General features: G+C 59.4%; 24 protein-coding genes. 11 read left to right on the forward strand and 13 right to left on the reverse strand.

Annotation, left to right across the window (positions count from 1 at the left end; genetic code table 11):
* The first annotated feature begins 71 nt into the window (after positions 1-71).
* From BSY240_RS09380 to phnE, 3 genes are all read left to right on the forward strand, one after another.
* Positions 72-929, forward strand: a complete 858-nt coding sequence (locus BSY240_RS09380; protein WP_054148732.1) for a PhnD/SsuA/transferrin family substrate-binding protein — start codon at positions 72-74, stop codon at positions 927-929.
* Positions 930-1007: 78 nt separating this feature from the next.
* Entirely contained in the window at positions 1008-1754 is a 747-nt protein-coding gene (locus BSY240_RS09385; RefSeq protein ID WP_054148731.1) for a phosphonate ABC transporter ATP-binding protein, read from the forward strand.
* Complete coding sequence (phnE, locus tag BSY240_RS09390) at positions 1747-2538, forward strand: phosphonate ABC transporter, permease protein PhnE (protein ID WP_171901562.1); 792 nt, start codon at positions 1747-1749, stop codon at positions 2536-2538. The genes BSY240_RS09385 and phnE overlap by 8 nt, the downstream gene beginning before the upstream one ends.
* A 713-nt stretch (positions 2539-3251) precedes the next feature.
* Here the strand turns inward: phnE and BSY240_RS09395 are convergent.
* From BSY240_RS09395 to BSY240_RS09405, 3 genes are all read right to left on the reverse strand, one after another.
* Positions 3252-3470, reverse strand: coding sequence for a hypothetical protein (locus BSY240_RS09395; RefSeq protein WP_069042114.1), 219 nt, complete (start codon positions 3468-3470; stop codon positions 3252-3254).
* A gap of 126 nt (positions 3471-3596) precedes the next feature.
* Positions 3597-4970 carry a sensor histidine kinase gene (locus tag BSY240_RS09400; RefSeq protein WP_069042115.1) on the reverse strand — a complete coding sequence of 458 codons (1374 nt, stop codon included), beginning with the start codon at positions 4968-4970 and terminating at the stop codon, positions 3597-3599.
* The gene (locus BSY240_RS09405; protein WP_210183771.1) at positions 4967-5581 is read right to left on the reverse strand and encodes a response regulator transcription factor; all 615 of its coding nucleotides are present in this window, start codon (positions 5579-5581) and stop codon (positions 4967-4969) included. The genes BSY240_RS09400 and BSY240_RS09405 overlap by 4 nt, the downstream gene beginning before the upstream one ends.
* Before the next feature lie 200 nt (positions 5582-5781).
* On the opposite strand from BSY240_RS09405, the gene BSY240_RS09410 reads away from it, so the two are divergent.
* From BSY240_RS09410 to BSY240_RS09420, 3 genes are all read left to right on the forward strand, one after another.
* Positions 5782-6885, forward strand: a complete 1104-nt coding sequence (locus BSY240_RS09410; protein WP_069042117.1) for a tripartite tricarboxylate transporter substrate-binding protein — start codon at positions 5782-5784, stop codon at positions 6883-6885.
* A 107-nt stretch (positions 6886-6992) separates the two neighbouring features.
* Positions 6993-8987, forward strand: a complete 1995-nt coding sequence (locus tag BSY240_RS09415; RefSeq protein ID WP_150127440.1) for a tripartite tricarboxylate transporter permease — start codon at positions 6993-6995, stop codon at positions 8985-8987.
* A gap of 75 nt (positions 8988-9062) precedes the next feature.
* Positions 9063-10136, forward strand: coding sequence for a 4-oxalomesaconate tautomerase (locus BSY240_RS09420; RefSeq protein ID WP_069042118.1), 1074 nt, complete (start codon positions 9063-9065; stop codon positions 10134-10136).
* A 541-nt stretch (positions 10137-10677) separates the two neighbouring features.
* Here the strand turns inward: BSY240_RS09420 and BSY240_RS09425 are convergent.
* Positions 10678-11997: an MFS transporter gene (locus BSY240_RS09425; RefSeq protein WP_069042119.1), complete on the reverse strand. Its 1320-nt coding sequence runs from the start codon at positions 11995-11997 to the stop codon at positions 10678-10680.
* 12 nt (positions 11998-12009) lie between these two features.
* Entirely contained in the window at positions 12010-12285 is a 276-nt protein-coding gene (locus BSY240_RS09430; RefSeq protein WP_054148722.1) for a metal-sensing transcriptional repressor, read from the reverse strand.
* 119 nt (positions 12286-12404) lie between these two features.
* Here BSY240_RS09430 and BSY240_RS09435 point away from each other — a divergent pair, with 119 nt between their 5' ends.
* The 3 genes from BSY240_RS09435 to BSY240_RS09445 are packed head-to-tail and all read left to right on the forward strand — an operon-like array spanning position 12405 to position 14205.
* Positions 12405-12746 (forward strand): hypothetical protein, encoded by a 342-nt coding sequence (locus tag BSY240_RS09435; protein ID WP_150127441.1) that lies wholly within the window; start codon positions 12405-12407, stop codon positions 12744-12746.
* Positions 12747-12792: 46 nt separating this feature from the next.
* Positions 12793-13524 carry a HupE/UreJ family protein gene (locus tag BSY240_RS09440; RefSeq protein WP_069042121.1) on the forward strand — a complete coding sequence of 244 codons (732 nt, stop codon included), beginning with the start codon at positions 12793-12795 and terminating at the stop codon, positions 13522-13524.
* A gap of 18 nt (positions 13525-13542) precedes the next feature.
* Positions 13543-14205, forward strand: coding sequence for a transmembrane anchor protein (locus tag BSY240_RS09445; RefSeq protein ID WP_069042122.1), 663 nt, complete (start codon positions 13543-13545; stop codon positions 14203-14205).
* Between the two features lie 60 nt (positions 14206-14265).
* Here BSY240_RS09445 and BSY240_RS09450 read toward each other — a convergent pair whose 3' ends face one another.
* On the reverse strand, positions 14266-15054 hold the full coding sequence (locus tag BSY240_RS09450) for a glutaredoxin family protein (protein WP_069042123.1): 789 nt from the start codon (positions 15052-15054) through the stop codon (positions 14266-14268).
* A gap of 53 nt (positions 15055-15107) precedes the next feature.
* On the opposite strand from BSY240_RS09450, the gene BSY240_RS09455 reads away from it, so the two are divergent.
* Positions 15108-15512 carry a MerR family transcriptional regulator gene (locus BSY240_RS09455; protein WP_069042124.1) on the forward strand — a complete coding sequence of 135 codons (405 nt, stop codon included), beginning with the start codon at positions 15108-15110 and terminating at the stop codon, positions 15510-15512.
* A gap of 22 nt (positions 15513-15534) precedes the next feature.
* Here the strand turns inward: BSY240_RS09455 and BSY240_RS09460 are convergent, their stop codons facing one another.
* The 7 genes from BSY240_RS09460 to BSY240_RS09490 form a co-directional block, all read right to left on the reverse strand.
* Complete coding sequence (locus tag BSY240_RS09460) at positions 15535-15981, reverse strand: DUF411 domain-containing protein (protein ID WP_069042125.1); 447 nt, start codon at positions 15979-15981, stop codon at positions 15535-15537.
* Between the two features lie 157 nt (positions 15982-16138).
* Entirely contained in the window at positions 16139-16513 is a 375-nt protein-coding gene (locus BSY240_RS09465; protein ID WP_054148715.1) for a hypothetical protein, read from the reverse strand.
* A 19-nt stretch (positions 16514-16532) separates the two neighbouring features.
* Entirely contained in the window at positions 16533-19685 is a 3153-nt protein-coding gene (locus tag BSY240_RS09470; protein ID WP_069042126.1) for an efflux RND transporter permease subunit, read from the reverse strand.
* Positions 19686-19692: 7 nt separating this feature from the next.
* Positions 19693-21372, reverse strand: a complete 1680-nt coding sequence (locus tag BSY240_RS09475) for an efflux RND transporter periplasmic adaptor subunit (RefSeq protein ID WP_069042127.1) — start codon at positions 21370-21372, stop codon at positions 19693-19695.
* An 81-nt stretch (positions 21373-21453) separates the two neighbouring features.
* A complete protein-coding gene (locus tag BSY240_RS09480; protein ID WP_171901563.1) occupies positions 21454-22824 on the reverse strand; it encodes an ATP-binding protein in 1371 nt (456 codons plus the stop codon).
* Positions 22817-23527, reverse strand: coding sequence for a response regulator (locus tag BSY240_RS09485; protein WP_194842772.1), 711 nt, complete (start codon positions 23525-23527; stop codon positions 22817-22819). Before BSY240_RS09485 ends, BSY240_RS09480 begins: the two co-directional genes overlap by 8 nt.
* Before the next feature lie 409 nt (positions 23528-23936).
* Positions 23937-24581, reverse strand: a complete 645-nt coding sequence (locus BSY240_RS09490) for a class I SAM-dependent methyltransferase (protein WP_069043920.1) — start codon at positions 24579-24581, stop codon at positions 23937-23939.
* 575 nt (positions 24582-25156) lie between these two features.
* Between BSY240_RS09490 and BSY240_RS23945 the strand changes: the two genes are divergently transcribed.
* Entirely contained in the window at positions 25157-26188 is a 1032-nt protein-coding gene (locus tag BSY240_RS23945) for a CNNM domain-containing protein (RefSeq protein WP_069042130.1), read from the forward strand.
* The last annotated feature ends 19 nt before the right edge of the window (positions 26189-26207 follow it).

A 26207-nucleotide genomic window follows, 5' to 3' on the forward strand; every position in this document is an offset into this window, starting at 1 on the left:
GTGCCCGTCACGTCTTGCCGCTAGGGATAGTCGCAGAAGATGCTCCTGTCTATACAGCAAAGGAAGATATCATGATCCGTTCCCTTCTCGCAGCCTGTGCAATCTCTCTCGTCTCGCTGGCGCCAGCCGCAGCCGAAAGCGTCAAGTTCGCCGTCACCGATATTGAGGGCCTGGAAGCCCTGCAGCAGGAATTCGGCGGCTTTGAAAAGGCCCTCGAACAGGCGACCGGCCTCGAAGTCGAGCTCTTCCCGGTAAGCTCGCGCACCGCAGCGGTCGAGGCAATGAATTCCGGTCAGGTTGACCTCGTCCTCACAGGCCCTGCCGAATATGTCGTCATGAAGGAGCTTGCACAGCCGCAGATCGTCGTCGCCTGGCAGCGTCCGGACTACTTCGCCCAGATCGCCGTCCTCGCCAATGGTCCGATCCGTACGGTCGATGATCTCAAGGGCACGAAGGTGTCCTTCGGCTCGGTCGGCTCGACCTCTCAGCATCTTGGGCCGGCCCAGACGCTCACCGACTACGGCCTCAAATACAATGAGGACTACGAACCCGTCATCCTCGCCCGCAACGTTGCCGCAGAAGCGCTGATCCGTGGCGACATCGCCGCTATCGGCCTTAACTTCGGACATCTTGCCTCCGTCCGCGAAGCCTTCCCGGATGTCGCCTTTGCCGTGGTCGCCCGCGGCCGTGATCTGCCGAACGACATTCTCGTTGCCCGCAAAGACCTGGCCGAGGAGACCGTCGCAAAGATCCGCACGGCCTTCACCGAAAAGGGCACCGACATCATGGCTGCTGTTCTCCAGGGCGAAGACAATCAGAAGTTCAAGGGTGGCTTCTTCCTGACCGACGTGAAGGACAGCGACTACGATTACGTCCGCTCGATGTATCGCACGATCGGCGTCGACACCTTCAACGACTTCGTCAACTGAACGGATTTCCCCGAGCCAGCGAACGGGTCGGCGCCATCAGCGCCGACCCCTCGCCATATCCGCAGAAAGAAGACCGCCATGGACGTTATCAGCACACAGGGCCTGAAGAAGGGTTATGCCAACGGGAAGCCGGTGTTTTCCGGCGTCGATATCCGCATCCGGGGCGGCGAGCGCGTGGCGCTGGTCGGCGCCAACGGAGTGGGCAAGTCGACGCTGCTCAAATGCCTGATAGGCCACACGCCATTCTGCGATGGTGAGATCTCGACGCTTGGCGAATCCTTTTGCCGCGCGCCGAACGGGTCGCAACTCAAGCGCATGCGCCAGCAGATCGGCTTCGTCTTCCAGAATCATGGCCTCGTCCGTCGGCAGTCGGTGCTGACCAATGTCGTCCACGGCAAACTCGGGCTGCCCGGCACCTGGCGCGCCTGGCATCAGGCGATTGCCGAGCGAGAAAGTCGCGAAGAGGCGATGGATGCGCTCGACCAGGTGAAGCTCTCGCACAAGGCGACGGCACGCGCCGACCAACTTTCGGGCGGTCAGGCGCAGCGCGTCGCCATCGCCCGCGCGCTGGTGCGCAAGCCCAGGCTGATGATCGCCGACGAGCCGGCTGCCAGCCTCGATCCGACGGCGGGCCGCGACATGATGGCGCTGTTCTCCGACCTCGTCCGCGAAAAGGGCATCACGCTGGTCTATACGACCCACGACATGGATCATGCGCTGAGCTTCGCCGACCGCATCGTCGCGCTGAAGGCCGGCCGCATACATTTCGATCTCCCGGTTGCCGATGTAGACCGCGAACGCCTGGATGGTGTCTTCCATGCGTGATGCTGTGCCTGCCCGTTTCTTCCGTGCCTCGCCCTTTGCCTTTGCCGTTCTGGTCGCTCTTGGTGCGCTCTTGATCGTCTCGGCCACGCAGGTCGCGCCGACACCGAACCAGTTGATCAACGGCGCTCCGAGAATGGCAAACCTGATCGAGCGCATGCTGCCGCCGAGCCTGGAACCCGGTTTCCTGATGCGCGTCACCTGGCGTACGATCGAGACCTTGCAGATCGCCTTCGTCGGCACCGTCATCGGTGTGCTACTGAGCCTGCCGATCGCTTGGCTTGCCTCGCGCACGCTGTCGCCGATCGGACCCTTCCGGCATGTCTTCAAAGTGATGATCTCGCTGTTCCGCACGGTGCCTGACATGGTCTGGGCGCTCCTTTTCGTCGCCTCCATCGGCCTTGGCGCAGTCGCCGGCACCATGACCATCATCATCGACACGATTGGCTTTTGCGGCCGCTTCTTCGCCGAAGCGATCGAGGATGCCGACAAGGAGCCGCAGGAAGCGCTATTTTCCGCCGGCGCCGGCCGCTTTTCCGTCCTCTCCGGCGCGGTCATCCCCGATGTCATGCCGTCCTTGATCAACACTTCGCAGTTCGCGTTGGAAAAGGCGGTCCGCTCGTCAGTCGTTCTCGGCCTCGTTGGTGCCGGTGGGATCGGCCAGGAGCTCAAGGTGGCATTCGATCTCTTCCAGTACCGTAATGCTTCCACCATCATCCTGGTAATCTTCGTAATCGTGCTTGTGATGGAGCTTGTGACCGACCGGTTACGGCTGAAGGCGCAATGAAGTGCTGCCGGGATGCACCTGTCAGAAGTGCCGTCCGATAGTCTCACCAGGTCTGAAATCACCACACGAACGCAATAGTTGGCAGTATCGCTGGGAGCGGAGAGAATTGTGCCGGTCTTGAGTTGGGCCACCACCTGGCCTAGAGCCCTAGCTCGTTGGCGAGATGAGGCCGCTATGGCCTCGATTCCGCTTTCGGGCACCGCCAGCGGATGCCCCGTCGTCCAATATGGCGGCACATAGCTGCCCCTCCCCCGAAAACGCTCACCTCACCTCCAGCTTGGCGCTCCCGAGCGGAAATTATTGCCGCTCTCCCGCCATGTTGACGTCAGCCCAAAGCCAGGGCACAAACATGGCATCCACGGTCGCTCGCGGCAGGAAAACATAGGGAAATCAAAGGCAATTTTGCTAAGCATCTGAAATAATGTGAGAATCCAGGTTCTCCAGGCGGGCCAATTTAGGTCGGTTTTCCGCGTAGATTTGGCGGCTGTTTCTCACAGAAAAATGCGACGTCTTCTCAACAACTTGAGCACTTACGACATCTGTTTTTCAGGTCATCCGTCGTGCTCAATTGGGTCTCGTAAGATTGGCTGGGGACCCTCATTCCGATACTGAGCCAGCAGAATTTGACCGCGTTTCCGGGCGATATGCGGTTGACTGCCTCATAGCTCTCACGGTCTCCCGCCCACCTTGTGGTCGATGCTTTATCGTCCCGATCAATCAGAAACCGGATCCAACGGTTGCGACTGTAGGAGGAGGCAGTTGCCGCTTCCGCCTAACACGGCGGCGGCTTCCTTCGTCGGATCGATCTGGGCGGTAGCAATTTGCCTGATCTCTGCTTCGCTTTTCAGTACGAGCCGCCAAGTCATCTTGCTTACTGCACCGTCACCTTCTGGGATCTGCCCGAACAGGCCTGAAAGATCTCGGCTTGCCACGCATCCTGTCCGGAGTTGTACCGGGCGACCTGACTCGTATCCCGGTGACCTGTTTGACGACGAAGGGTTCCTGTTTGAGAAGGTGATGCCACAACTGACCGCGCCTGTTGAACGCGCGAGCAATGACTAATGCTGATCTAAAGGCAAACGGATCTCGAAACGTGCGCCCTTTTGGGAAGAGACGCATAGGGAATTCCCTCCATGCGCTTCGGCGATATCGGCAACGATGGCAAGCCCCAGGCCACAGCCATCGCCAAAGTCGAGATCGGCTCGAAAGAAGCGGTCAAAGACCCTGTCCCGAAGTTCTTCATTGATCCCGGGACCGTCGTCCTCCACGACGATGGCAACCTCTTCCTTTGAGAACGACAGCATGACATCCAGCTCGCCGCCTTCGCGCAAACCGTAGCGCAACGCGTTGTCCAACAGATTGGCCATCATCTCTTCAATCATGACAGGATCGCAAACAACTGACCTTGATATTCCATCGACTTCAAAGCCGACTGAGATGTCGTTGAGGAGCTGGACCTCTGCAAAGGCGCGAACTTTGGCCGAAACGAGAGCAACGAGATCAGTCTCTTCGAATAGGGCCCGCAGACTTCGCCCGCGCACGCGTTCGAGGGAAAGCAACTGATTGGTGAGCCGGCCGGTCGCGCGGGCGGATTGCGCTATGGATGCGACACGCTGCCGAAGGGTGTTCTCGTCAGGGGAGGACACGGCCGCCTCCGCCTGCGTAACGATCGAGGCGATCGGGTTGCGGAGCTGATGCGCGGCATCGGAGATGAATGCCGAACGGATCTCGAACGCCTTCGACAGACGTTCGAACAAGGAATTGGTCGTCTGGACGAGCGGACGCAGCTCCACCGGGATCCATCGGCGGATTGGCCTGAGATCATCGGGGGTTCTGAGGCTGATCGCATTTTGGAGGTCGAGCAGAGGCTTCAGCCCGAGCTTGATCCCGAACCAGAGGATCACGGCGGCCGACAAGATGATGGTCGCCAACAGCGCTATGCTCTGAAACAGAAGATCACGGCTCAAGGCGGCGCGTTGAGATACAGTCTGCCAGACCTCGACGGTCATCCACCCCTGTAATCTCGGCTGGTTGAGGAATTCCCGCAAAACGACGGATCGAACCTCTAGCCCGAGATATGTGCTGTCAAAGAAAAACGGCTTGCCGCTCTGTATGTCAGAAGCATCCGGCACGTCCGGCGGATCGGAATAGCCAGTCACGAAGCCACCACCCGGCCCAGTGATGCGATAGTAAACCGGATCGCCCAAAGCGGTGGTCAATTCTTCCAGAAGCTGTTCGGTGAGAATGTCACCCTCGGAGATCGCGACATCGCGCGAGATCGTCAAGGCGACGGCCAGAAGCGTGTTGTCGTAAAGCGTCTGGGAGAGCCGTTGGGCCTCTTCGAAGCGCGCATAGGAAGCGATGCCCGCGATGACGATCAGAGGCAGAATGAGAAGCAGGAACAGTCTGGAGCGAAGCGAAAGGCGCCTCATGCCGGCCCTACATTCAGCATATAACCGAGGCCGCGCGCCGTCTTGATTTCCACTTGCGTCCCATCGAGTTTCCGTCGAAGCCTCGAGACCAGGAGCTCGATCGCGTTGGCTTCCACTTCAGCTCCCGCGCCATAGAGCGACGAGAAAATCCTCTCTCGATCCATAAGCTTGCCCTTGTGGTCAAGCAGCAGTTCGAAAAGTGCGAGTTCGCGCCGGGGCAGATCGATCCTTTTGTCCTTGTGCATGATGACGCGCTGTTGACGATCGTAAACGAGGTCGCCGATCAGTTCCTGTTCCGGCATAAGCTGCGGCCTTCGACGCGTGAGTGCCCTCAAGCGCGCCATCAGTTCGGCCATCTCGAACGGCTTCACGAGATAATCATCCGCACCGGCATCGAGGCCAACGACGCGATCGGACGTCTTGCCCATGGCGGTGAGCATCAAAACCGGCGTGGTGTCTCCACGGCTGCGCATCCGTTTGGTGACTTCGATCCCCGTCAGACCAGGAAGATTGATGTCGATGATGGCGACATCGGCGGTCTCAGTTCGCAGGAAAGTGTCAGCAGCAAGACCGTCATCGAGATGATCCACCCCATGACCTTGATCCCGCAAGGCGTCCTCGATGCCTTTTGCCAGGCTCCTGTTGTCCTAGACCAGAATGATCCGCACCGCAGTAGAATTCCTTTACGGACAGCTTATCGACAGAAAAACTCACTATGAGAGCTAGAAGCAGATTTGGCGAGGAGAAATCAAGTCTGTGCAAGCTTTGTGGAAACCGGCAGATCAGATCGCCGGATTGGGAGGATAACACTATGCTAAACAACACTTTGCGCCGCCGAACGACGTTGGGTCTGATGGCAGGACTTCTGGCCGCATGTCTCGCAGGACCTGCGGCAGCCGAAGTCAATTTCGCGGGCAAGACGATCGAGTGGATCATTCCGTTCTCTGCCGGCGGCGGATCTGACACCTGGGGCCGTTTTAATGCACAACTGCTCGGCAAATATCTCCCCGGCAACCCGGTGGTGGTGGTCGTCAACGAACCGGGCGGCGGCTCGACCAAGGGGAGCAACCTGTTTGCCGCGCGCGCCAAGCCCGATGGTCTGATGATCCTCGGGACCTCGGCATCCACGCAGTTCCCCTATCTGCTCGGCGATCCGCGCGTACGCTACGAATACAAAGACTGGAAGATCGCGATGGCGAGCCCGACGGGTGGCGTAGTCTACACCACGCCGACACTTGGTCTCAAAAGCGTTGATGACATCGGCATGCTCAAGGGCAAGGATCTCGTCTATGCGAGCCAGGGCGCGACTTCGCTTGATCTTGTGCCACTGCTCGGCTTCCGGGCGATGGATCTGAACGTGCAGCACGTCTTCGGCTTCAAGGGGCGCGGAGATGGCCGCCTCGCCTTCGAACGCGAAGAAGTCAACATCGATTTCCAGACCTCATCTGCCTACATGAAGAGCGTTCAGCCGCTCGTTGAGGCCGGTCAGGCGGTTCCGCTCTTTAGCCTTGGCGTCCTCGACGCAGCCGGCAATGTGGTGCGGGATCCGACCTTCCCCGACCTGCCAACATATCCCGAAGCCTATGAGAAGCTGACAGGTCAGAAGCCCAGCGGCCCTGCTTACGATGCCTATATGGCTTTCTATGTTGCCGGCTTTCCGGCTCAGAAGATGGTGTTCCTGCCCAAGGATACGCCGGACGAGATCGTTGCCGCCTACCAGAAGGCCTTCGAAGACATGAAGTCCGACCCTGACTATAAGGCCAATGCGGAAGCCGTGCTCGGCACCTATGAGCAGGTGACCGGCGAACTTGCGCAGGCGCTGTTCGACAAGGCAACGGATCTGGCACCTGAGTTGCGAAAGCAAGTCGCCGACATGCTGGCTGAGACCTACGGCGTGAAACTCGGTCAAGACTGATCGATTGAAAGGCGGGTCGCCTTAAGCAAGCGCGACCCGCCACTTCTCACACCTCCCCACAATTTACCCAATGTCGCGCTGGTCGCGGCAAACGCGGAGTCATAACCGTGATCGAGACCCTGTTGTCTGCCTTGGGTTCACTCCTGGCAGTTGAACACCTTTTCTTCATGCTGATCGGCGTCTCGGTTGGCCTGGTCATCGGGGTAATCCCTGGTCTGGGCGGCATCGCTGGGCTGTCCCTGCTTATTCCGTTTCTTTATGGAATGGACGAGATCAGTGCGCTTGCCATGCTTATCGGTCTTGTCGCCGTTATCCCCACCTCCGACACCTTTTCGTCGGTGCTGATGGGCATACCCGGCTCGTCGGCGAGCCAGGCGACAGTCCTTGATGGTTTTCCGCTTGCCCGCAACGGGCAAGCTGCGCGGGCACTCTCTGCCGCCTTCATATCCTCCATGTTCGGAGGGGTCTTCGGTGCGATTGTCCTGACAGGTTTTGTCGTTATTGCCCGACCGCTGATCCTGTCTTTCGGATCGGCCGAGCTTTTCATGTTGGCCTTATTCGGCCTCTCCATGGTCGCCGTTCTCGCGGGGAAGAGTCTCGCCAAGGGTCTTGCGGCCTGCTGTGTCGGCTTGATCATTGGCTCGATCGGCGGCGCACCTGCTACCGGCGAATTCCGGATGATCTTCGGATCCGACTATCTTTATGACGGAATTCCTCTGGTCATTGTCGGTCTTGGCTTCTTCGCAATCCCGGAAATCGCCGATCTGCTGCGCCGCAATGCTGCAATTGCACAGGGCAATGCACTTGGCGCAGGTTGGTTTCAGGGATTGCGGGACTGGTGGGCCAATGTCTGGCTTTCGATCCGCTGTTCGGGGTTTGGATGCATCATCGGCGCCATTCCTGGACTCGGCGGGTCCGTAGTGGACTGGATTGCCTATGGCCACGCCGTTCAGACAGTCAAAAAGGATCCTCAATTCGGCAAAGGCGATATCCGTGGCGTGATTGCGCCGGAAAGCGCCAACAATGCCATGCAGGGCGGCGCGCTCCTACCCACGATGCTGTTTGGCATCCCTGGCTCCGGTGCCATGGCCGTTTTCCTCGGCGGCATGGTGCTGCTCGGCATTGAGCCTGGTCCCTCCATGGTCGGCACGGACCTCAACATCACGTATTCCATCATCTGGTCGCTGGCCCTTGCCAACATCTTCGGCGCCGGGATCTGCCTTTTGCTTGCGTTGCCGATCTCGAAGCTGACGCAAATACCCTTCCAGAAGCTGGCCCCTTTCATGATCGTGCTGATCTGCTTTGCGGCATTTCAAGCCACGCGCTCTCTCGCCGACCTCGTTGCTTTGGTCGGGCTTGGCGTGCTCGGCGTATTGATGAAGCGTTTCGGTTGGCCAAGACCTGCTCTGCTGATCGGATATGTCCTCGCACCTCAGGCCGAAACCTATTTCTACCAGGCCCTCCAGTTCAACGGATGGGCTTTCCTTGGTCGCCCGGGCGTTATCGCGCTTGGTCTCATGACCCTTGCTTCTGTATGGTTCGGGCTTCGCAACCGTGTGGATGAGAGCGCGCCCACCGCCGGTTCGGACCAGCAGATCCACAAGCTGACGGACAAAGCCAGCCGTCTGCCGCAGCTAGCCTTTGGTGCAGGCATTACAGCAATCTTTTTGCTCGCCGCCGAGGACTCCCTGAACCATGGGTTCCTCGCCCAGGTCTTCCCTCTATCGGTAGCGCTGATCGGCCTAGTGATGAGTGCGATACTGCTGCCTCAACTCTGGTTTTCCAAGGCTGGCCATCACGCCCACTGCGACAACGAACTGACCGGCGACCATGTCGGCCAGGACGGCATGGGTAATCTGTGGGGCGGACTGGCCTGGATTACGGGACTTGTCGCCATGACAGCGCTGGTTGGCTTCTATCTCGCGCTGCTCGTCTTCTTTCCCGTCTTTCTCAGGGTCAGGGCTCAGACCGGCTGGCTGGCAACAGTCATCATGACCGCGGCAGCCGCAGGCTTCGTCCTTCTGCTTGCCTGGGCGCTGTCCCTCAATTTCCCCAGCGGTGTGCTCCAGGACTTCGCAGACCTCCCCTGGCCGCTCCGGTGACGCCACCGCTGCCCGGCTCGGGGAGACCCGAGCCGGGCTGTTTCCCTGACTTTCATTTCATCGATGGAGACGAGCATGGCGCAGACTGCCATTCCCTTCCTGTTCATGCGCGGGGGAACATCCCGCGGCCCATACTTCCGCCGCGAAGATCTGCCGAGCGAGCTTGTCGACCTTGAGCGCGTGCTGGTGGCGGCGCTTGGCTCTGGCCATCCGCTCAACATCGACGGCATTGGCGGCGGCACGGCGGTCACGACCAAGGTGGCCATGCTGTCGAAATCGAAGGAACCTGGCTGTGATGTCGATTACTTCTTCGCCCAGGTGAGCGTCGCGGACCGGAAAGTCGATTTCAGGCCGACATGCGGCAATATCCTTTCCGGTGTCGGGCCGGCAGCCATCGAACTCGGCATCGTGCCGACAACCGAGGACGTAACGCGTGTACGCATCCATTCGGTCAATACCGGCGCAAAGGTGGAAGCTGTCGTGCAGACCCCAGGCGGCACCGTGTCTTACGAGGGGGATGCCTCCATTGATGGTGTGCCCGGAACAGCCGCTCCGATCTATCTCAACTTCATGGACGTGGTCGGGTCATCGACAGGCGCCTTGCTGCCAACTGGCAATCTGGTCGACGAGATCGACGGCATAGCCGTGACCTGCATGGACGTCGCCATGCCCATCGTCATCGCGCGCGCTGATGCCTTCGGACTTTCAGGCTACGAGACGGTGGAAGAGTTGGACGCAAATCGCGCATTCTATGAGCGGATGGAGCCGATCCGCCGCGAGGCGGGGCTGCGGATGGGCATGGGTGACGTCTTAAGCTCCGTCGTTCCGAAGTTCGCGTTGCTATCGCCCCCGCGAGACGGCGGAACGATTACCGCGCGTTACTTTATGCCACTCAACTGCCATCCCACCATGGCAGTCACGGGTGCGCAGTGCCTTGCGTCCTGCGTTCTCACGCCCGGCACAGTGGTCGAAGGACTTGCCACACTTCCTGACGGCATTCCTGCTCTGGTAAAAATTGAACATCCGAGCGGCGCCATCGACGTGACTGTCGACTACGAGGACAGTTCAGAAGGCTTCGTTCTGAAGTCCGCAGGCCTACTGAGAACGGCAAGATTGCTGGCAAGGGGAGAGGTGCTCGTCCCCAAATGAGTTTTTTGCAAAACGAGCTCTCGTGCCTGAGTACTGGCATCGTCGTAACGGGCCGTCGTTGGTACAGGTCCTGGCTCCCTATAAGTGCTGCGGATGTCAGAGGAACCAGATCTGCAAAAGCAAAATCAAGGCACACTGCATTCTTGCGAGCCCTACTCGGTAAGCGGAAATGATTGCCGCTCTCCCGCCATATCGACGTCAGCCCAAAGCCAGGCCACAAAGACGGCACCCACAGTCGCTCTCGGCGGGAAAACACAGGAAAATCAAAGGATATTTTGTCAAGTCTCTGAAATCATGTGAGAATCCAGGCTCTCCAGGCGGGCCATTTTAGGTCGCTTTTCCGCTCAAAATCAGCGACTGTTTCTCACAGAAAAAAGCGACGCCTTCTCAACAACTTGAGCAATCCTGGCTGCCGTGCTTCAGGCCATCCGTCGTGCTTGAGCGGGTCTCGCAAAACCGGCTGGGGACCCGCAAGCAATCTCTGTGTTGGGCACCGACATCGGACATTCCACAGATACCGAAAAACTTGTATCAGCCGATATTAGTGCTCACGTGGCCAGTCCGGATGTAGCCGATCGATCATGAAGGCATGACTGTGCCGGCGACCTTGGCGATGGTGTCCCTCGCGCAGATGTGGGTCATCATCTGCAAGGTCATCGTGACTGTGTTCCACCTCGGCTTCATCCGCCATCTCCCAAAGGGACACCGCGGTAACAAGACCCGCCGCGCCCATCGCCGCCATGATCAAGGCGGTCCCAGGAAGACCAACGACGACACCGAGCCACCCGGCAAGGGGATAGGTTATCAGCCAGCAGGCGTGAGACAGGGCGAAATGGGCCGCGAAGAGTGCTGGCCGGTCCTCCGGATGAGCTGATCGCCGCAGCAGACGGCCGGATGGTGTCTGAACAACGGAGTAGCCGATCCCAAGGAGAAACCAGAGCGCCAGCAGCAAAACGTAGGTCTCGATGAACGCGGTCGCGATCAGACCTGCACTGAGCAGTGCAGCGCCGTAGAGCATGACCAACCTGTCTGGCATTCGGTCGAGAAGCCTGGGCAGAACGAGTGCCGCGACCATCGATCCCGACCCGAATGCAGCGAGTGCGATCGCCGTGTCGGAGGCCGCCAGTTCGAACTTTGCCTGCACGAAGACGACGGTGTTGACGATCACCATGGCGCCTGCGGCAGACACCGTGAGGCAGAGTGCGAGCAGACCGCGAAGCCGTGGCGTCGCGAGATAGATCTTCAAACCGCGTGTCGTGCGCTCGTAGATGCTCCGGCGCTCTTTCGCGGGATGATTGGGCAGCGTCACAGAAACGACGAGTGCCGCCGAGGCCAGAAATCCGAATACGGTTCCGGCAAAGAGCGAGTGGAAGGAGATGACCGTCAGCAGGGCAGCCGCCAGCATCGGGCTGACAAGGCTTTCCAGATCATAGGCGAGCCTGGAGAGAGAAAGCGCCTGAGTATAGTCCTTTTCTTCCGGCAGGACATCAGGAATGGTCGCCTGGAATGCCGGGGTGAAGGCGGCAGACGCAGACTGGAGAACGAAGATCAGGACATAGACCTGCCAGATCTCCGAAACGAAGGGCAGACAGAGCGCGACTGCGGCCCTGATGAGATCGAGCGTAACCAGCATGGCCCGGCGCGGCAGCACTTCAGCGAAGGCTCCGGCAATCGGCGCGACGGCGACATAGGCGATCATCTTGATCGCCAGCGCGGTACCCAGCACCGCTCCGGCACGGTCGCCTGCGAGATCGAAGGCAAGCAGACCCAGGGCGACGGTGGCAAGCCCCGTTCCAACAAGCGCGATGACCTGCGCGAAAAACAGATGCCGGTAGGTTCGATTGCGCAGAACATCCAGCATCGACCGCGTCCTTCAGAGGTACTTCGTGATGGTCTTGAAGTCGTCGATCGTCTTTCGCTGCGAAAGATCCAGCGCACCGACCGTTTCCTCCAGGCAATGGTCGAGATGGTCCTGGATCAGCGTGCGCTTGGCGTTGCGGACTGCCTTCTCAACGGCATCCAGTTGTTGGGCGATGTCGAGGCAAGGCTTGCCCGCCTCAATCATGGCGGTAACACTCCTCAGATGGCCCTCGGCGCGCTTGAGGCGCTTGATGATGTCGGGATGCGTTTCGTGTCGATGTTCGCTCATGGGCCATTCCTATCCCCCTGGAGGGGATATTTCAATCGGCTTTCTTGTTTCCGCCATCAATCAGGGCTATCTCGTCGGCCATGAAGTTTCGCGGTGGACGACGATTCGGATCTCTGTTGATGACCATGCTGGCGATCCTCGCCACGCTGGTGTTTTCGTTCGTGCCCCAGAGTAGTCATCCGCTGATCGAACACGCCTCGGCTCAGTCCATGCTGGACCATTCCCATGGACATGATCATGGCGATCACTCTCACGACGATGATCAGGATTTTGGCGTCGGCACGGCTGATACTGACCATCATCATGCTGACCATACGCATGAAAAAGCCGGTCTCGTGTCCGGATCCCGGCCCAAGGTGCCGGATGGTCGGCACTCGGCCTTCATCCTGATCGATACGACGCGGGATGATGGTCGCCTTTATGGCATCGACCGCCCGCCACGCTTCGTGAACCTCGTCTGATCCATCCCGCCCAGGCGGTCGGTTCAACCGTTCACGGATATCCAACATGACAACACTGCTTCTCGGAGGCGTGTGGCACAGGGATTATACCCGCCACATCGTCGCCACCCTGCTGCTTGCCAGCCTCTCTTTGCTGCTCTTCGCCCATGGGGCGGCGGCCCATGCCGTTGCCGAAGGCGACAAGGGCTATATCCAGGAGATCTCGGGGGTCCACATCATCCCCTTCATCTATCTGGGCGCCAAGCACATGGTCACCGGCTATGACCATCTGCTCTTCCTCTTCGGCGTGATCTTCTTCCTCTACAGGCTGAAGCACATCGCCCTCTATGTCAGCCTGTTTGCCGTGGGCCATTCGACCACGATGCTGCTCGGCGTCTACTACGGCTGGAATGTCAGCGCCTATCTCATCGATGCGATCATCGGGCTTTCGGTCGTCTACAAGGCACTCGACAATCTCGGTGCCTTCCAGCGCTGGCTAGGCTTCCAGCCGAACACCAAGGTGGCGACTCTCGTCTTTGGCCTGTTCCACGGGCTCGGTCTCGCGACCAAGATCCTCGAATACGACATTGCCGAGGACGGGCTGATCCCCAACCTGCTCGCCTTCAATGTCGGCGTCGAGATCGGCCAGCTTATCGCGCTCGCCATCATCCTGATTGCCATGAGCTACTGGCGCAAGACCTCGGGTTTCCTGCGCCATGCCTATACCGCCAATGTCCTGATGATGACCGCCGGCTGGCTGCTGTTTGGCATGCAGATGACCGGCTACTTCGTTTCCTGAACCTCAGAGGAATAAACCATGTTCAATTCTCAAGCTCCCAATCCCGACGACCTCCCGTCCTCGGCACAGCTCGTCAAGTCGACGATCCTCTCGGTCATCGCCGCAGGTGTTCTCCTGGTCACCGTGGTCATGCCCTCGGAATATGCGATCGATCCGACGGGCCTCGGCTCCGCCATGGGCCTGACCGAGATGGGCGAGATCAAGGCGCAGCTTGCCGAAGAAGCCGAACTCGACCGCATCAAGGACCAGAATGCAGGCGAGAGCCTCATTGCTCCGCAGCCGGCACCCGGATCACAAGAAGGATCGAACCTTCTTGAGCGTATCATCCGCGAATTCGGCATCTCCGCGGCCTATGCGCAGGATGCCGTGCGTCAGGACGAAGTGTCGATCACGCTGCAGCCTGGCGAAGGTGCTGAGGTCAAGCTCGTCATGCTCAAGGGCGCCAAGGCGAACTATGCGTGGACCGCCAATGGCTCGAAGGTGAACTTCGACACCCATGGTGACGGTGGCGGCGAAAGCATCAGCTACGAGAAGGGTCGCGGCGTTGCCGAGGACACTGGCGTTCTGGAAGCTGCCTTCGACGGCAATCATGGTTGGTTCTGGCGCAACCGGACCGGCGATCCCGTGACGGTGACGCTGAAGACCGACGGCGCCTATAGCGACATCAAGCGGGTGATGTGAGATGTCAGATGCCGGCGGATCGCTCCGCCGGCATCCTCGTTTCGTTTGATGGCTAGGTTATCACATTTGATGTCCTGGCATGATCCCGGAGTAGGCCAATGCCATCCACACCGCCATCGCGATCATCATCAGGTTCTCGGTGAGTGAGATGAACCCGAGCGGTACGTTGCTCGATCCACCGACGCAGGCGCATTTCAGCTCACGCTTGTCGATGTAAACGGCCTTGAAGACCGAAGCTGCGCCAATGCCACCAATGAACAGAGCCACGGGAACAGACAGCCAGTTCGCGATGCCGGCGACCATCAGGACGCCCGCGAGTCCTTCGGCATAGGGATAGATATAGCTGTATGGCACCCACCGCTTCGCGAGCAGATCGTAGTTCAGGAACATCGTCGCGAAGGTTTCGACATTTTGAAGCTTGAGCATGGCCAGAACGACCATCGAGAAGGCGATGAACCATTCGGCTGCCCTGATGGTGAGAGGCGTCCCGAGAACGGCGTAGCTTGCTGCCATTGCCATCAGGGCAGTCAAGACAAACAGCACGATGACAGGCCGATAGGTCGTCGCCTTGGGATCTGCAACCGACTTACCGAAGTGCCGTCGCAAATCGTCATAGCCTCCGATACGGCTTCCGCCGATAAAAACCTGGGGCGTTGTCTGGACGTCATGCTCCTGCTTGAACTCGTCCGTTTCCGCGCGCGTTTTCAGATGATGGTCTTCGACCTCGTAGCCTGATCGCTTGAGCAGGTCCTTGGCTTTCAGGCCGTACGGGCACGTATGCTCCGCAGTCACCATCCGGTAGAGGACGGCTTTCTTCGCTGTGGTCGAGGGTGTTACTCTGTCCAACATTTCACGTCTCCTTTGGCTTGTGAAACAGTTGGCAAGACCATAGGTTCCGTACCATGGTACGGAGTCAACACCCCATGGACATGACAATCGGAAAATTTGCATCAGCCGGCGGCGTCGGCGTGGAGACGGTCAGGTTCTACCAGCGCAAGGGTCTTCTGAAGACCCCTAAGCGTCTTGAGGGTGGCAGGCGCTATGGAACTGAGGATCTGAGGCGTCTGCAGTTCATCCGGCAGGCCCAGACCGCTGGTTTTACGCTGGAGGAGATACGAGAACTGCTCGAACTCGATGCCGGAGATGACAGGGAGCGGGCACGCGAGGCAGCAAAGGCGCGGCTAATCGCGCTGGAAACTCGGATCGCCGAACTCAATCGGACCCGCGACGCGCTCCAGCGCCTGGTTGCAGAGTGCTCATCTGGGAAGAGCGGTCCGTGCCCGATCCTCCAGTCGTTTGGACTGTAGCCTGCAAAAGCAGCAGTTCCTGTCAGTCCGGCTTGAATGACTGATAAACATACATCTCACCCCCATCGCGCGGAATTGCGATGACGTCGTAGGGTTCCGGCGAACCGCCCATGCCAAGCGAACCCAATGGCATTCCTGCGACTGCGAGCCCGGCCAGGGGTGGTCGTTCATCGAGCAGCCTTCTCACGGCATCGATCGGCACATGTCCCTCAAGGAAATAGCCTTGTACTTCCGCTGTGTGGCAGGCTCGAACGGACAGCGGAACCTTGAAGCGCTGTTTGAACTGATCCATGTCCGGTTCCTCAACAGCGCGAACCGAGAAGCCCGCCTTGGTAAAGGCATCGCCCCATGATGAGCAGCAGCCACAATTGGGATCCTTATGCAGGATGACCGATGGCGCTGCGGCGAAGCCAGTGGCGGGTGTCATAGCCACCGTGGCAGCCACAGCCAAAAACTGTCTGCGTCTCATTCTCTCTCCTGCGACCTTCGGTTAGCCCCCCCCCAAAATGAAGGGAGATGCACGGCAGGGCTCCAGACAGTTGATGACCTGATCTTGGCACGGCGATGGCGTGACATCTTTGCCCCAAGTCAAGGATCCTACCACTCTCCCTCGCGCGCTTCCGAGATTAGAACTTCCCCTGCGCGGTGGTCCCGTCCGGGGTGATCACCTGGATCGCACCCTTGACACCCGGATTGACCGGAACGGGCGAAGTCCCCGTGAGGCGGTTGCCATCAGCAGCAGACAGCGCAAACCGACGAACAGCGCCGTCGATCAAAAGGATTGCATTGCCTGTGTGTCCGGTTGCCGAGACAGGCTGGTCTGCAGCATCGAACAGATAGACCGTCACTTCAGTCGTTCCTGTCGCCACGAGTTCGACATGGTGGTTTGCGCCTGCGTCAACCTTCAGGCCGCCATTTGGGCCGGGGCGTGGCGCGTGTGCATAGGCTGGCAAAGCTGTCATGCAGAAGACGAGGGAAAGGGCGAGCAGACTGCGACGCATGGAATTCTCCTGGTAGGACTTAAAAGGCTTCAATGGTTTGTGTGGACGTTCCGGCGGGTTGCACCGCGTCCCTCACTTGAGTGCGAGCCTGCTCGACGAGGCGCTCCAGTGGCTTGCGGCCGTATTTCAGGAACAGCGTCGGCGTGAGAAGCGTGTCGAGTACGGTCGCTGTGACCAAGCCTCCAAAGATCGTGATCGCGACCGGGTGGAGGATTTCCTTGCCAGGTGCGGTCGCATCGATCATCAGCGGGATCAGGGCGACACCCGCAGACAGGGCCGTCATCAAGACCGGGGTCAGACGTTCCAGTGAGCCCCGCACGACCAGTTCCTTGCCGAACGGTAGATCTTCCTGGATCGCGAGGTTGATGTAGTGGCTGATCTTCAGGATGCCATTCCGTGTCGAGATGCCGGTCAGGGTGATAAAGCCAATCATCGAGGCAACAGAAAGCGGCTGGCCGGCAATCCAGAGCGCGGTGACCGAGCCGATCAACGCAAGCGGCACGCTCGCCATGATGATGGAGACGAAGAGCACCGAGCGATAACGCGAATAGAGGATCGCAAACACCATCGTCAGCGAGATGATCGAGAGGAGGCCGATGGTCCTCATAGATTCCTCCTGCGCCTGGAAGGTGCCTTCCAGGCTGACGAAGAAGCCGGGCGGAAGCGTCGAGGTCGCGATCACCTTGCGGATCTCGGCAATAACTGTTGCCATGTCGGCTTCGCCGTCCGTATTGGCGAGCACCACGACGCGACGCTTGCCGTTTTCGCGAAGGATCTGGTTTGGACCATCGGTCTCGCGGACTTCTGCGATCTGGCTGACTGGGATCCAGCCTGCAGGCGTCTCGATGAGGAGATCCGATAGCCCCTTGGTGCTGCGGGTCTCGTCCTCGAGACGCAGCACGACGTCGAACCGCTTGTTGCCGTCGACGATGCGGGACACGACCGTCCCGTTCGACAGGCGCTCAAGCTGCTCGGTCACGGCCGCCGGCTGGATGCCGTAAAGGGCAGCCCGCCGGTAATCGACAATGACCTCGAGATGCGGGATGCGAACCTGCTTTTCGACCTGCAGGTCGACGATCCCAGGGATCTCCGCCAGCTTGCCACGAAACTCTTCAGCAAAGCCGCGGATGCTGTCGAGATCCTCACCGAAGATCTTGAGTGCGATCTGCGCCCGCACGCCCGACAGCATATGATCGAGGCGATGCGAGATCGGCTGGCCGACATTGGTGGCGACGGGCAGGACCGAGAGCCGCGAGCGGATATCGGCAATGATCTCGTCCTTGGACCGACCGTCTGCAGCGAGCGCCACTTCGATTTCGGACGAGTGGACGCCCTCTGCATGTTCGTCGAGTTCGGCGCGTCCCGTGCGACGGCCCACCTGCTCGACCTCGGGCACTTCCATGATCAACCGCTCCGCGATCAGGCCGACCCGATGGCTTTCGGCAAGCGAGATGCCGGGGTTAAAGAGCATGCTGATCGTCAGTGTCCCTTCATTGAAGGGCGGCAGAAACGATCGCGGCAGTTGGGTGGCAAACAGAACCGCTGCCACGACACCCGCGACCACGGTCGTCATCAAGATGTTCGGATGGCGGAAAGACCAGTCGAGCAGCCGACGGTTGGCGCGTTTGAGGACCCGCACGACCACGCCCTCATGCTCATCGAGACGCTTCAAGCCCGGCAGCATGTAATAGGCCATGACGGGGGTCAGCGTGATCGAGACCACGAGCGAAGCGAGGATGGAGATGATGTAGGCTTGACCGAGCGGCGCGAAGAGCCGGCCCTCAATGCCTGACAGGGCAAACAAGGGCACGAAGACCAGAACAATGATCATCGTTGCGTAGACGATGCCCGAGCGGACTTCCTGGCTTGCGGAGACGACGACGTCGAACACCGAACGAGGATTGCCCTTTTCCCGGTTTTCCCGCAGGCGCCGGAAGATGTTTTCCACGTCAACGACGGCATCGTCCACCAGTTCGCCGATGGCGATCGCCAACCCGCCAAGCGTCATCGTATTGATCGACAACCCGAGCAGGTGAAAGACGATAGCGGTGACCAGAATGGATACCGGAATAGCCGTCAGCGAGATCGCTGTCGTCCGGGTATTCAGGAGGAAGACGAACAGGATGATGGCAACAACGACGATTGCCTCGGCGAGAACCTTCTGCACGTTTCCGATCGAAGTCTCGATGAAATTGGCCTGCCGGAACAGGACCTGATCGGCCTTGACGCCCGCGGGCAATGTGGCGCTGATTTCGCTAAGGGCTGCCTCGACTTCGCGGGTCAATTTGACAGTGTCGATATCAGGTTGCTTTTCTACCGAAACGATGACGGCAGACTGCCCCTGGTAACCGGCATCTCCGCGCTTCAGGCGTGGTGCAAATCCGACTTCCGCGACCTGCCGCAGGAGAACCGGCTGGCCATCGACACTGGCAACCACCACGCTCGCCAGATCCTCGATGTTTTGAGTGCGGCCGACATTGCGGATCAGGAACTCGCGGCTGTACTGGTCTGTGAAGCCGCCCCCGGTGTTGGAGCCGAACTGCGCGAGAGCCTGCTCAATCTGTTCGAAGGACACGCCGAGTGCCCGCATGGCGGCGGAGTTCGGAGATACGCGATATTGGCGAACTTCGCCCCCGATCGGAATGACCTGGGCGACACCCGGAATGCTAAGGATTCGCGGTCGGACAGTGAAATCGGCCAGTTCCCGCAACTCCATGGCCGAAATGGTTTCAGGCCCGGTCACAGCAATCAGCATGACCTGACCCATGATCGAATTGATCGGTCCCATCTGCGGCACGACATTGGCGGGCAATTGCGGCTGCACGAGTGACAGACGCTCGGCGATCTGCTGGCGGTTGCGATAGATATCCGTGTCCCAGTCGAATTCGACATAGATAATCGAGAGACCGACGCCCGAAGTCGAGCGGACACGGCTCACACCGGGAAGGCCGTTCATCTGGGATTCGAGCGGATAGGTGACGAGCTGTTCGACCTCCTCCGGTGCGAGCCCCTCGGCCTCCGTCATGATCGTGACGGTCGGCCGATTGAGATCCGGGAAGACATCAACGGGCAAACGTGTGGCTGTGAATGCCCCGTAGATCATCATGACGGCGGCAATCGCCAATACGAAGAGGCGGTTCTTGAGTGACTGGGTGACGAGAAAATTGAACATCGGAGCCTCAGCGGATCTGGTTCAGGAGTTCGGCACCCTGTGTGACGATGCGTTTTCCGGCTTCGACCCCGGACACGATGAGAAGACGATCGCCATCCAGCGGCTCGGTACGGACTTCCCTCGGAACGAAACGTTCAGCGTTGGTGTGTTCATAGACGAGCGACTGGCCGTTTGAGGCACGCAGCACGCTCGTGCGCGGAACAGCGATGCCTGCACGCTCTTGCGTGGTCGACGACAAGACGGTCAGCAATTGCCCGGCGCGAATACCATCAGGCGTCTCCTCGACGCTGAAGTGTATGGGGATCGCCTGATTACGATCGGCAAGGCCGCTTCCTCGATAGGTGAGCTCGGCGGTCCGGCCGTCCATGAACTTGCCTCTGGCCATACCAGTGACCGAATGCGCGTCGAAGCTCAAAGCTTCAACCCAGTAACGGCTGGGATCGATGATCTGGAAGATGATGGTGTTGGGCTCTGCGATCTGTCCTGCAACGGCCTGGGCCGCAGCGATGACGCCTGATACGGGTGCGGTCAGTTTTTCAGCCGCCGTCGGTGCCTGTTCCAGATTGGCGCGCCGTGCCTTCAGGCCCTGGAGTTCCAGTGTTGCATCCTCGATCTCGGCGCGCGCCACCACCGACTGAAGCCGCTCGAAGCGTTGCAGCTTTCGTTCGACCAACATGATCTCCTGGTCGAGCTCTCGAGCCTGCTGCTGCTGGCTCGTCAGATCAGCGGCACTGAGTGAGGGCTGGACCAGCGCCAGCACATCGCCAGCGGCGACACGCGTGCCGAGTTGGGGGAAGCCGCCGGGCGGCGGTAGAAGCCTTCCCGACACGGATGCCTGGACATAGCCGGATGTCGTTGGGTCTGGGATGATACGCGCCGGCAACTCGACGGTACCAGAATGGGCGGCCTGTTCCGTGAAGATCGTGCGGATGGCAAGGATGCGCTGGGTTGTCTTCGGCACGAAAATCGAACCATCGGCAAAACGCTGGGCGACATCCCGTTCGGCTGCTTGCGCCGTGAGTGCTGCAGGACCAGCGGCCGCGGACTGCGGTGCTCCGGCAAGCACGAGGGCTGCCGCGATCGCAGCGACAGATGCGGCAGGTTTGCGGCGGCGGAAGAGTGCAGCAAGGAGAAGCCCGACCACGATACCGCCACCGCCGACGGCCCACAGTGTCATGTCCTGTCGCTGCAGCCGCGCGCCCACGTCCTGCGCAAAAGCCGAACTGATCAGGAAACCATCAGCGGCAGCCACTGGCACGGCGGTGCTGGCCATCTCGGGGATCACCATGGTGACTGTCAGGACGTCGAAGATGTCTCCGGCCATCACGGAGATGGCAAGATCATACGAGCCGGGCTTTGTCAGCCATGGCGCATTCGCCACGTAGGTCCCCTCGCCCGCAGGTTCGACTGTAAGCGTTCCTGAAGGGCCGTCAATTTCAAGCATCGCACCGTCGACCGGTTCATTGCCCTTGAAGCTGTCGAGGAAGATTTCCAGCCGCTCTCCGCGCGCTACAGCAACCAGCTCGAGATCGGCCGTCGAAGCGTCGGCGCGCGGTGCGATCGTGGTGGAGACAGGCGGAGGCGGAGCGCCGTGATCATGGCCCTCATGGGCCGCAGCGGAGGATGCAGCAAGTCCTGTGATGGAAAGGCAAATTCCAGCGAGGACAGAGGCGAATCGGTCGACCATCGTAACCCTGAGCAAAAGTTGATTTGCTTCGGTGTAGCTGCGCCTCTTTGTCCGTCGATGTCCCGATTGTTACAGAATGTTTCAGGATGATTTTGGCGAGTCCTTCGGGAGGATGACACTGACGACCAGCCCTCCCGTTTGACCGTTCTCCAGGCGAAGCGTACCGGAATGCCCGTCAATGATCGCCTGGGCAATCGGGAGTCCGAGCCCGAAGCCGCCTGTCTCGAGATTTCTCGATGGCTCAAGCCGAACGAAGGGCGAAAGGGCTCGTTCGATGTCCTCGGAAGCAATGCCGGTGCCTTCATCACTGATTTTAACGACAACGTCGGATTGCCGGTCATAGACCTCAACCCCCGCCCTCTCGCCATATTTGAGTGCGTTCTCGATGAGATTGGAGAAGGCTCGCTTGAGCGCCAGCCGACGCCCCGTGATAATTGCATGAGCAGCACCGGAAAGCTCGACGGATGCGCCGCGATCGACCGCATCATCGACGAGAGTTTCAAGGATCGCGACGATGTCGATCGGCTTCAGTTCCTCGTCGCTACGATCACCGCGGAGGAAAGACAGCGTCTGATCGAGCATCCGCTCCATCTCAGTCAAATCCTCGGCCATTGCGTCGCGCGCGACACCATCGGCCAGATCCTCGGCTCTGAACCGCAGTCGTGTGATCGGGGTCTTCAAATCATGCGAAACGGCTGCGAGTGCTTGGGTGCGATCTTCGATCAATCGCTCGATGCGCCGTTGCATGTCGTTGAAGGCGACGGCCAGTTCAACCACCTCCCGCGGACCGTTTTCCGCAACGGGCACGACGGTCTTGCCTCGATAGAAATCCTTGGCCGCGGTAGCGACAGCAGTCAGAGGACGAGTGAACCAGCGCACCAGAAGCATGGAGACGACGACTGCCCCGAGAGCCATCAAGGTCGTCGAAACCAGCATTCCTCCCGGCGGCGGCACCTTGCGGTCCCAGGAGACAAGATTGACGTTGATCCACGACGCATCGGGGAGCTTGATCGACACGACTGCCAGATGCGGATCATCACCTGCCTGGTTATCCGGCCCGATGATTAGACCGTCTTCGGCGATTTCGGGAGCAAGTGCACGAAGGTTGCGACGAAGGGGTTCCCAGTTCTGACCAGCGGTATCGCCCTCAACCGCATAGGGAGTTGAACCCCAATGGGCGTCTATCGAACCGCCGGAGAAGTCGTGCGCGACATCCTCCCGTTCATCGAGCGGCGCACGCATGACGGATCGTTTGATTGTCAGTAGCTGGTCTGCAAGCCGGACTTCATTTGCGAGGTCCAGTTCTTTTTCCAGGCTCTGGTGGTAAGTGAAGAGGCTTCCAAAATGGACGAGAGAGATGCCAAACAGCACGACGAGGGCTGTCCGCAGTCTCAGGCTGTCTATCGACCGCCACCAGCCTTGTAACCGTGTTTCGGAACGACCATCAGGCACGAACGACATCCGTTGCAAAGAGATAACCCGCGCCGCGCACTGTCTTGATGAGATCCTCACGCCCGTCGAGCTTGCGACGCAGACGACTGACCTGGACATCGATCGACCGATCATAGCCTTCGATTGCGCGATTGCGGGCCGCATCCAAGAGGAACTCACGACTGAGCACGCGCTGCGGCGCTTCTAGGAAAGCAAGCAGCAGGTCGTATTCCCCCGTCGACAGATCCACGACAACGCCGCTCGGTGCGGTCAATTCACGCTTCATCGTGTCGAGCGACCACCCAGCAAAGCTGAAGCTCCGACCGGCACGCTCAGTCGTCGGGTTGCCAGCCGTGCGGGTCCGCCTTAGCACGGCACCGATGCGTGCCAGCAACTCGCGAGGATTGAAGGGTTTGGGCAGATAGTCGTCGGCCCCGACCTCAAGACCGATAATGCGATCCGTCTCGTCGCCCTTGGCCGTCAGCATGATGATTGGGACGGACGAACTGCGACGGAGCTCACGGCAGATCTCCAGCCCGTTCTTGCCCGGGAGCATCAGATCAAGGACAATTAGATCCACTGAAAGCCGCTTCAAAGTCTCGGCCATCTCGACCCCGTTACGCGCCGTGTGAACACGGAACCCGTTTGCCCTCAGGAACTTTGCCACAAGGATCAGGATCTGGCCGTCATCGTCAACGATCAGAATTTCGGCTAAGGCATCCAAGGGTATTCTCTCCGCAAGTCCATTCATAGCGCAGCCCTCCTCACTTAGCAGAGGGCTGGGCTGCAGTTTGTGTCGAGAAGGTAACAGATTGTTTCACCAGCAATAGCCTACACAGGAAAACCGACGCATTTAGCCCTTGAGCATCATGGGGCGAACGGTTTCTTCTGGGCTATTGTTCTGCAAGCCGAACGCCGGAAATGAAGGCGCACAGGCGATATGACACTTCTTGGATTCACGTCCGCTTTAGGGCAACTCAGGCGGTGGCCTCCACGTCCGACATGGAGGCGCATAGCGAAAATCATTCCCGCAAGGGAGCAGTCCGATGCTTGGGTGCCGAAAGGCGAGAGCCGACATCCAAACACCTGGCGATTGGTCCTAGTTCGGCCCATAGCGGAATGTCGTTATGGGATTAAAGCTGATGGCCGGGCGCTTGGCCTCCGACCTTTTCAAAAATGCTGAACTGGAATTTCTGCACCGTTCCCCATGGGGTTGTGTGTTCATGCCGCCGCGTCGTAGCGAGCCTAAACTGTTCCCCAAGAACAGCTTGCAAGCTCTCCGAATCGTAACGGGCAACGGGCAAGCCGCTGCATTTCTCTGGCCCATCCATTGCGAAGGTGCCGATCACGGCTTTGCCACCGACTTTGAGAGCCCGTGCCAGCACGCGAACATAGGCTTGCTGATCGACGGCTGTTGTCAGGAAATGGAAGGCGGCTCGGTCATGCCAGAGATCATACTCGCGGTCAGGCGTCCATACGGTCACATCCGATACAACCCATTGCACATGAGCCGTGTCTGCCAGTCGGGACTTGGCTGCCCCGAGGGCCGCGCTAGAAAGATCAAGAACGCCAACGTGGGCCTGACCGGCGTCTACCAGCGCATCTACCAACCGCGACACACCACCACCAATGTCGATTACTGACATTCCTGGCATCAGTCCCGCTTCATGCAGCAGCGTCAGCGATAGGTCCGGGGCCTCCTCATACCAACTGACTTCGGTGTCAGACTTGGTAGTGTATACTCCTTGCCAATGCGTCTGTCGGTCTTGTCTTGCCATTAAATCACCCCTGTTCGGCATGTGAGTCTACCAGATATCGGCCCATCCAGTCGTGAAGCTTTTACGAAGCCGCCGTTCCCCAAGGGAATCATCCGGCTGCTTTTGGCGCACAGGCGACGTGCGCCGCCACAGAGCTATGTCCGCTCTCGGGCATGAGCGATGACGATCTCTCCGACCGAATTGGAGGCGCAAAGCTGCCACGCGAACATGCCCGCCTCAGCCCCGGTTTGGCGCTCCCGAGCGGAGATAATTGCCGCTCTCCGTGCCGGATCCCGTTTTGGCGTCATTGGCGACCTGATGCACAAAAAACTATGGCCAAGCCGAAATCGGCAATGGATGACCGCTGCGGCCGTGAGGGGATGGTCCGCTTCGGTCGGACGAACCACAGAAGCAGATGTCACATTTCAATCTCTAACTGGATGGAAGTGCCAGCCGCAGGAGGCATGGTAGTCAGGTCTCAGCCTCTGCGAACGCCAAGGAATAGCAAATAGGAACAATCCAGCTTCGAAACCATTGGCGAATGATGGAACCTTCCGAGGTTGCGTCCTGAAGCTCTCCTTCGATCCTGGAAAACCATGACCCTGCTTGTTCTCTACGTCGCAATTGCGATCTCTATCTCGTTTGTATGCTCGATCCTCGAAGCTGTATTGTTGAGCATCACGCCGAGCTACACTGCCACGCTCGAAGCGACACAGCCGGAGACAGCCCGCAAGGTGAAGATGCTCAAGGACGATGTCGATCGCCCCTTGGCAGCCATCCTCAGCCTGAATACCGTCGCCCACACTGCGGGTGCGGCCGGAGCGGGTGCACAGGCGGCCCATGTCTTTGGGGATGCGGCGATCGCGGTTTTTTCGGCCGTGCTGACGCTGCTAATCCTGGTGCTTTCGGAGATCATTCCAAAGACGCTGGGTGCGATGTACTGGAGAGCATTTACGCCGCTGGCCGCGCGCATCCTGCCGCCGATGATATGGTCCATGTGGCCATTGGTGAAGATGTCTCAGCTCATCACCCGCCTCCTGTCGCGCGGCAGACCGCAGCCGCCCGTCAGCCGCGACGAGATTGCGGCAATGGCCGACATCGGCCATCGCGAAGGTGTCATCGACAAGGGGGATTCCAAGGTCTTCCGCAACCTTCTGAAGTTTGATCGGCTGACCGTCGCTGACATCATGACCCCGCGCACTGTCGTGTATGCGCTTGAACAGAAGTTGACGATTGATGCGGTGATCGCGCGCAAGGCCGATTTGAAATTCTCCCGCATCCCGGTCTTCGACGGTTCGATCGATCAGGTCGCAGGTTTCGTGCTCAAGACAGACATTCTCTACGAAGCCTTGGATGGCAAGGGCGGCACGCGTCTACAGGACATGAAGCGCGACCTGGAGGCGGTCACAGAGTCGATGCCACTGGAGGAGCTTTTCGATTTCCTCATCCACAAGGATCGGCATGTCGCTCTGGTCGTCGATGAGTTCGGGGGAACTGCCGGCATCGTGACCTTGGAGGATCTGATCGAAACGCTGATCGGCGAAGAGATTGTCGATGAGTTCGACAGCATTGCGGATCTTCAGGCCCATGCGCGCCAGAAATGGAGCGACCGCAACGTCAAGACTTAGCGCGCCTCGAAGTGGTTCC

Origin of the sequence: Agrobacterium sp. RAC06 (assembly GCF_001713475.1) — a bacterium.
GTDB lineage: Bacteria > Pseudomonadota > Alphaproteobacteria > Rhizobiales > Rhizobiaceae > Allorhizobium.

Bases quoted from the DNA above. Each gene is read 5' to 3' on its own strand.
- BSY240_RS09465 (WP_054148715.1), bottom strand. From the start codon at position 16,513: ATGCGTCGCAGTCTGCTCGCCCTTTCCCTCGTCTTCTGCATGACAGCT.
- phnE (WP_171901562.1), top strand. From the start codon at position 1,747: ATGCGTGATGCTGTGCCTGCCCGTTTCTTCCGTGCCTCGCCCTTTGCC.
- BSY240_RS09455 (WP_069042124.1), top strand. From the start codon at position 15,108: ATGGTACGGAGTCAACACCCCATGGACATGACAATCGGAAAATTTGCA.
- BSY240_RS09450 (WP_069042123.1), bottom strand. From the start codon at position 15,054: ATGTTGGACAGAGTAACACCCTCGACCACAGCGAAGAAAGCCGTCCTC.
- BSY240_RS23945 (WP_069042130.1), top strand. From the start codon at position 25,157: ATGACCCTGCTTGTTCTCTACGTCGCAATTGCGATCTCTATCTCGTTT.
- BSY240_RS09445 (WP_069042122.1), top strand. From the start codon at position 13,543: ATGTTCAATTCTCAAGCTCCCAATCCCGACGACCTCCCGTCCTCGGCA.
- BSY240_RS09400 (WP_069042115.1), bottom strand. From the start codon at position 4,970: ATGAGGCGCCTTTCGCTTCGCTCCAGACTGTTCCTGCTTCTCATTCTG.
- BSY240_RS09440 (WP_069042121.1), top strand. From the start codon at position 12,793: ATGACAACACTGCTTCTCGGAGGCGTGTGGCACAGGGATTATACCCGC.
- BSY240_RS09475 (WP_069042127.1), bottom strand. From the start codon at position 21,372: ATGGTCGACCGATTCGCCTCTGTCCTCGCTGGAATTTGCCTTTCCATC.
- BSY240_RS09425 (WP_069042119.1), bottom strand. From the start codon at position 11,997: ATGCTGGATGTTCTGCGCAATCGAACCTACCGGCATCTGTTTTTCGCG.
- BSY240_RS09460 (WP_069042125.1), bottom strand. From the start codon at position 15,981: ATGAGACGCAGACAGTTTTTGGCTGTGGCTGCCACGGTGGCTATGACA.
- BSY240_RS09410 (WP_069042117.1), top strand. From the start codon at position 5,782: ATGCTAAACAACACTTTGCGCCGCCGAACGACGTTGGGTCTGATGGCA.
- BSY240_RS09430 (WP_054148722.1), bottom strand. From the start codon at position 12,285: ATGAGCGAACATCGACACGAAACGCATCCCGACATCATCAAGCGCCTC.
- BSY240_RS09385 (WP_054148731.1), top strand. From the start codon at position 1,008: ATGGACGTTATCAGCACACAGGGCCTGAAGAAGGGTTATGCCAACGGG.
- BSY240_RS09490 (WP_069043920.1), bottom strand. From the start codon at position 24,581: ATGGCAAGACAAGACCGACAGACGCATTGGCAAGGAGTATACACTACC.
- BSY240_RS09420 (WP_069042118.1), top strand. From the start codon at position 9,063: ATGGCGCAGACTGCCATTCCCTTCCTGTTCATGCGCGGGGGAACATCC.
- BSY240_RS09435 (WP_150127441.1), top strand. From the start codon at position 12,405: ATGACCATGCTGGCGATCCTCGCCACGCTGGTGTTTTCGTTCGTGCCC.
- BSY240_RS09470 (WP_069042126.1), bottom strand. From the start codon at position 19,685: ATGTTCAATTTTCTCGTCACCCAGTCACTCAAGAACCGCCTCTTCGTA.
- BSY240_RS09380 (WP_054148732.1), top strand. From the start codon at position 72: ATGATCCGTTCCCTTCTCGCAGCCTGTGCAATCTCTCTCGTCTCGCTG.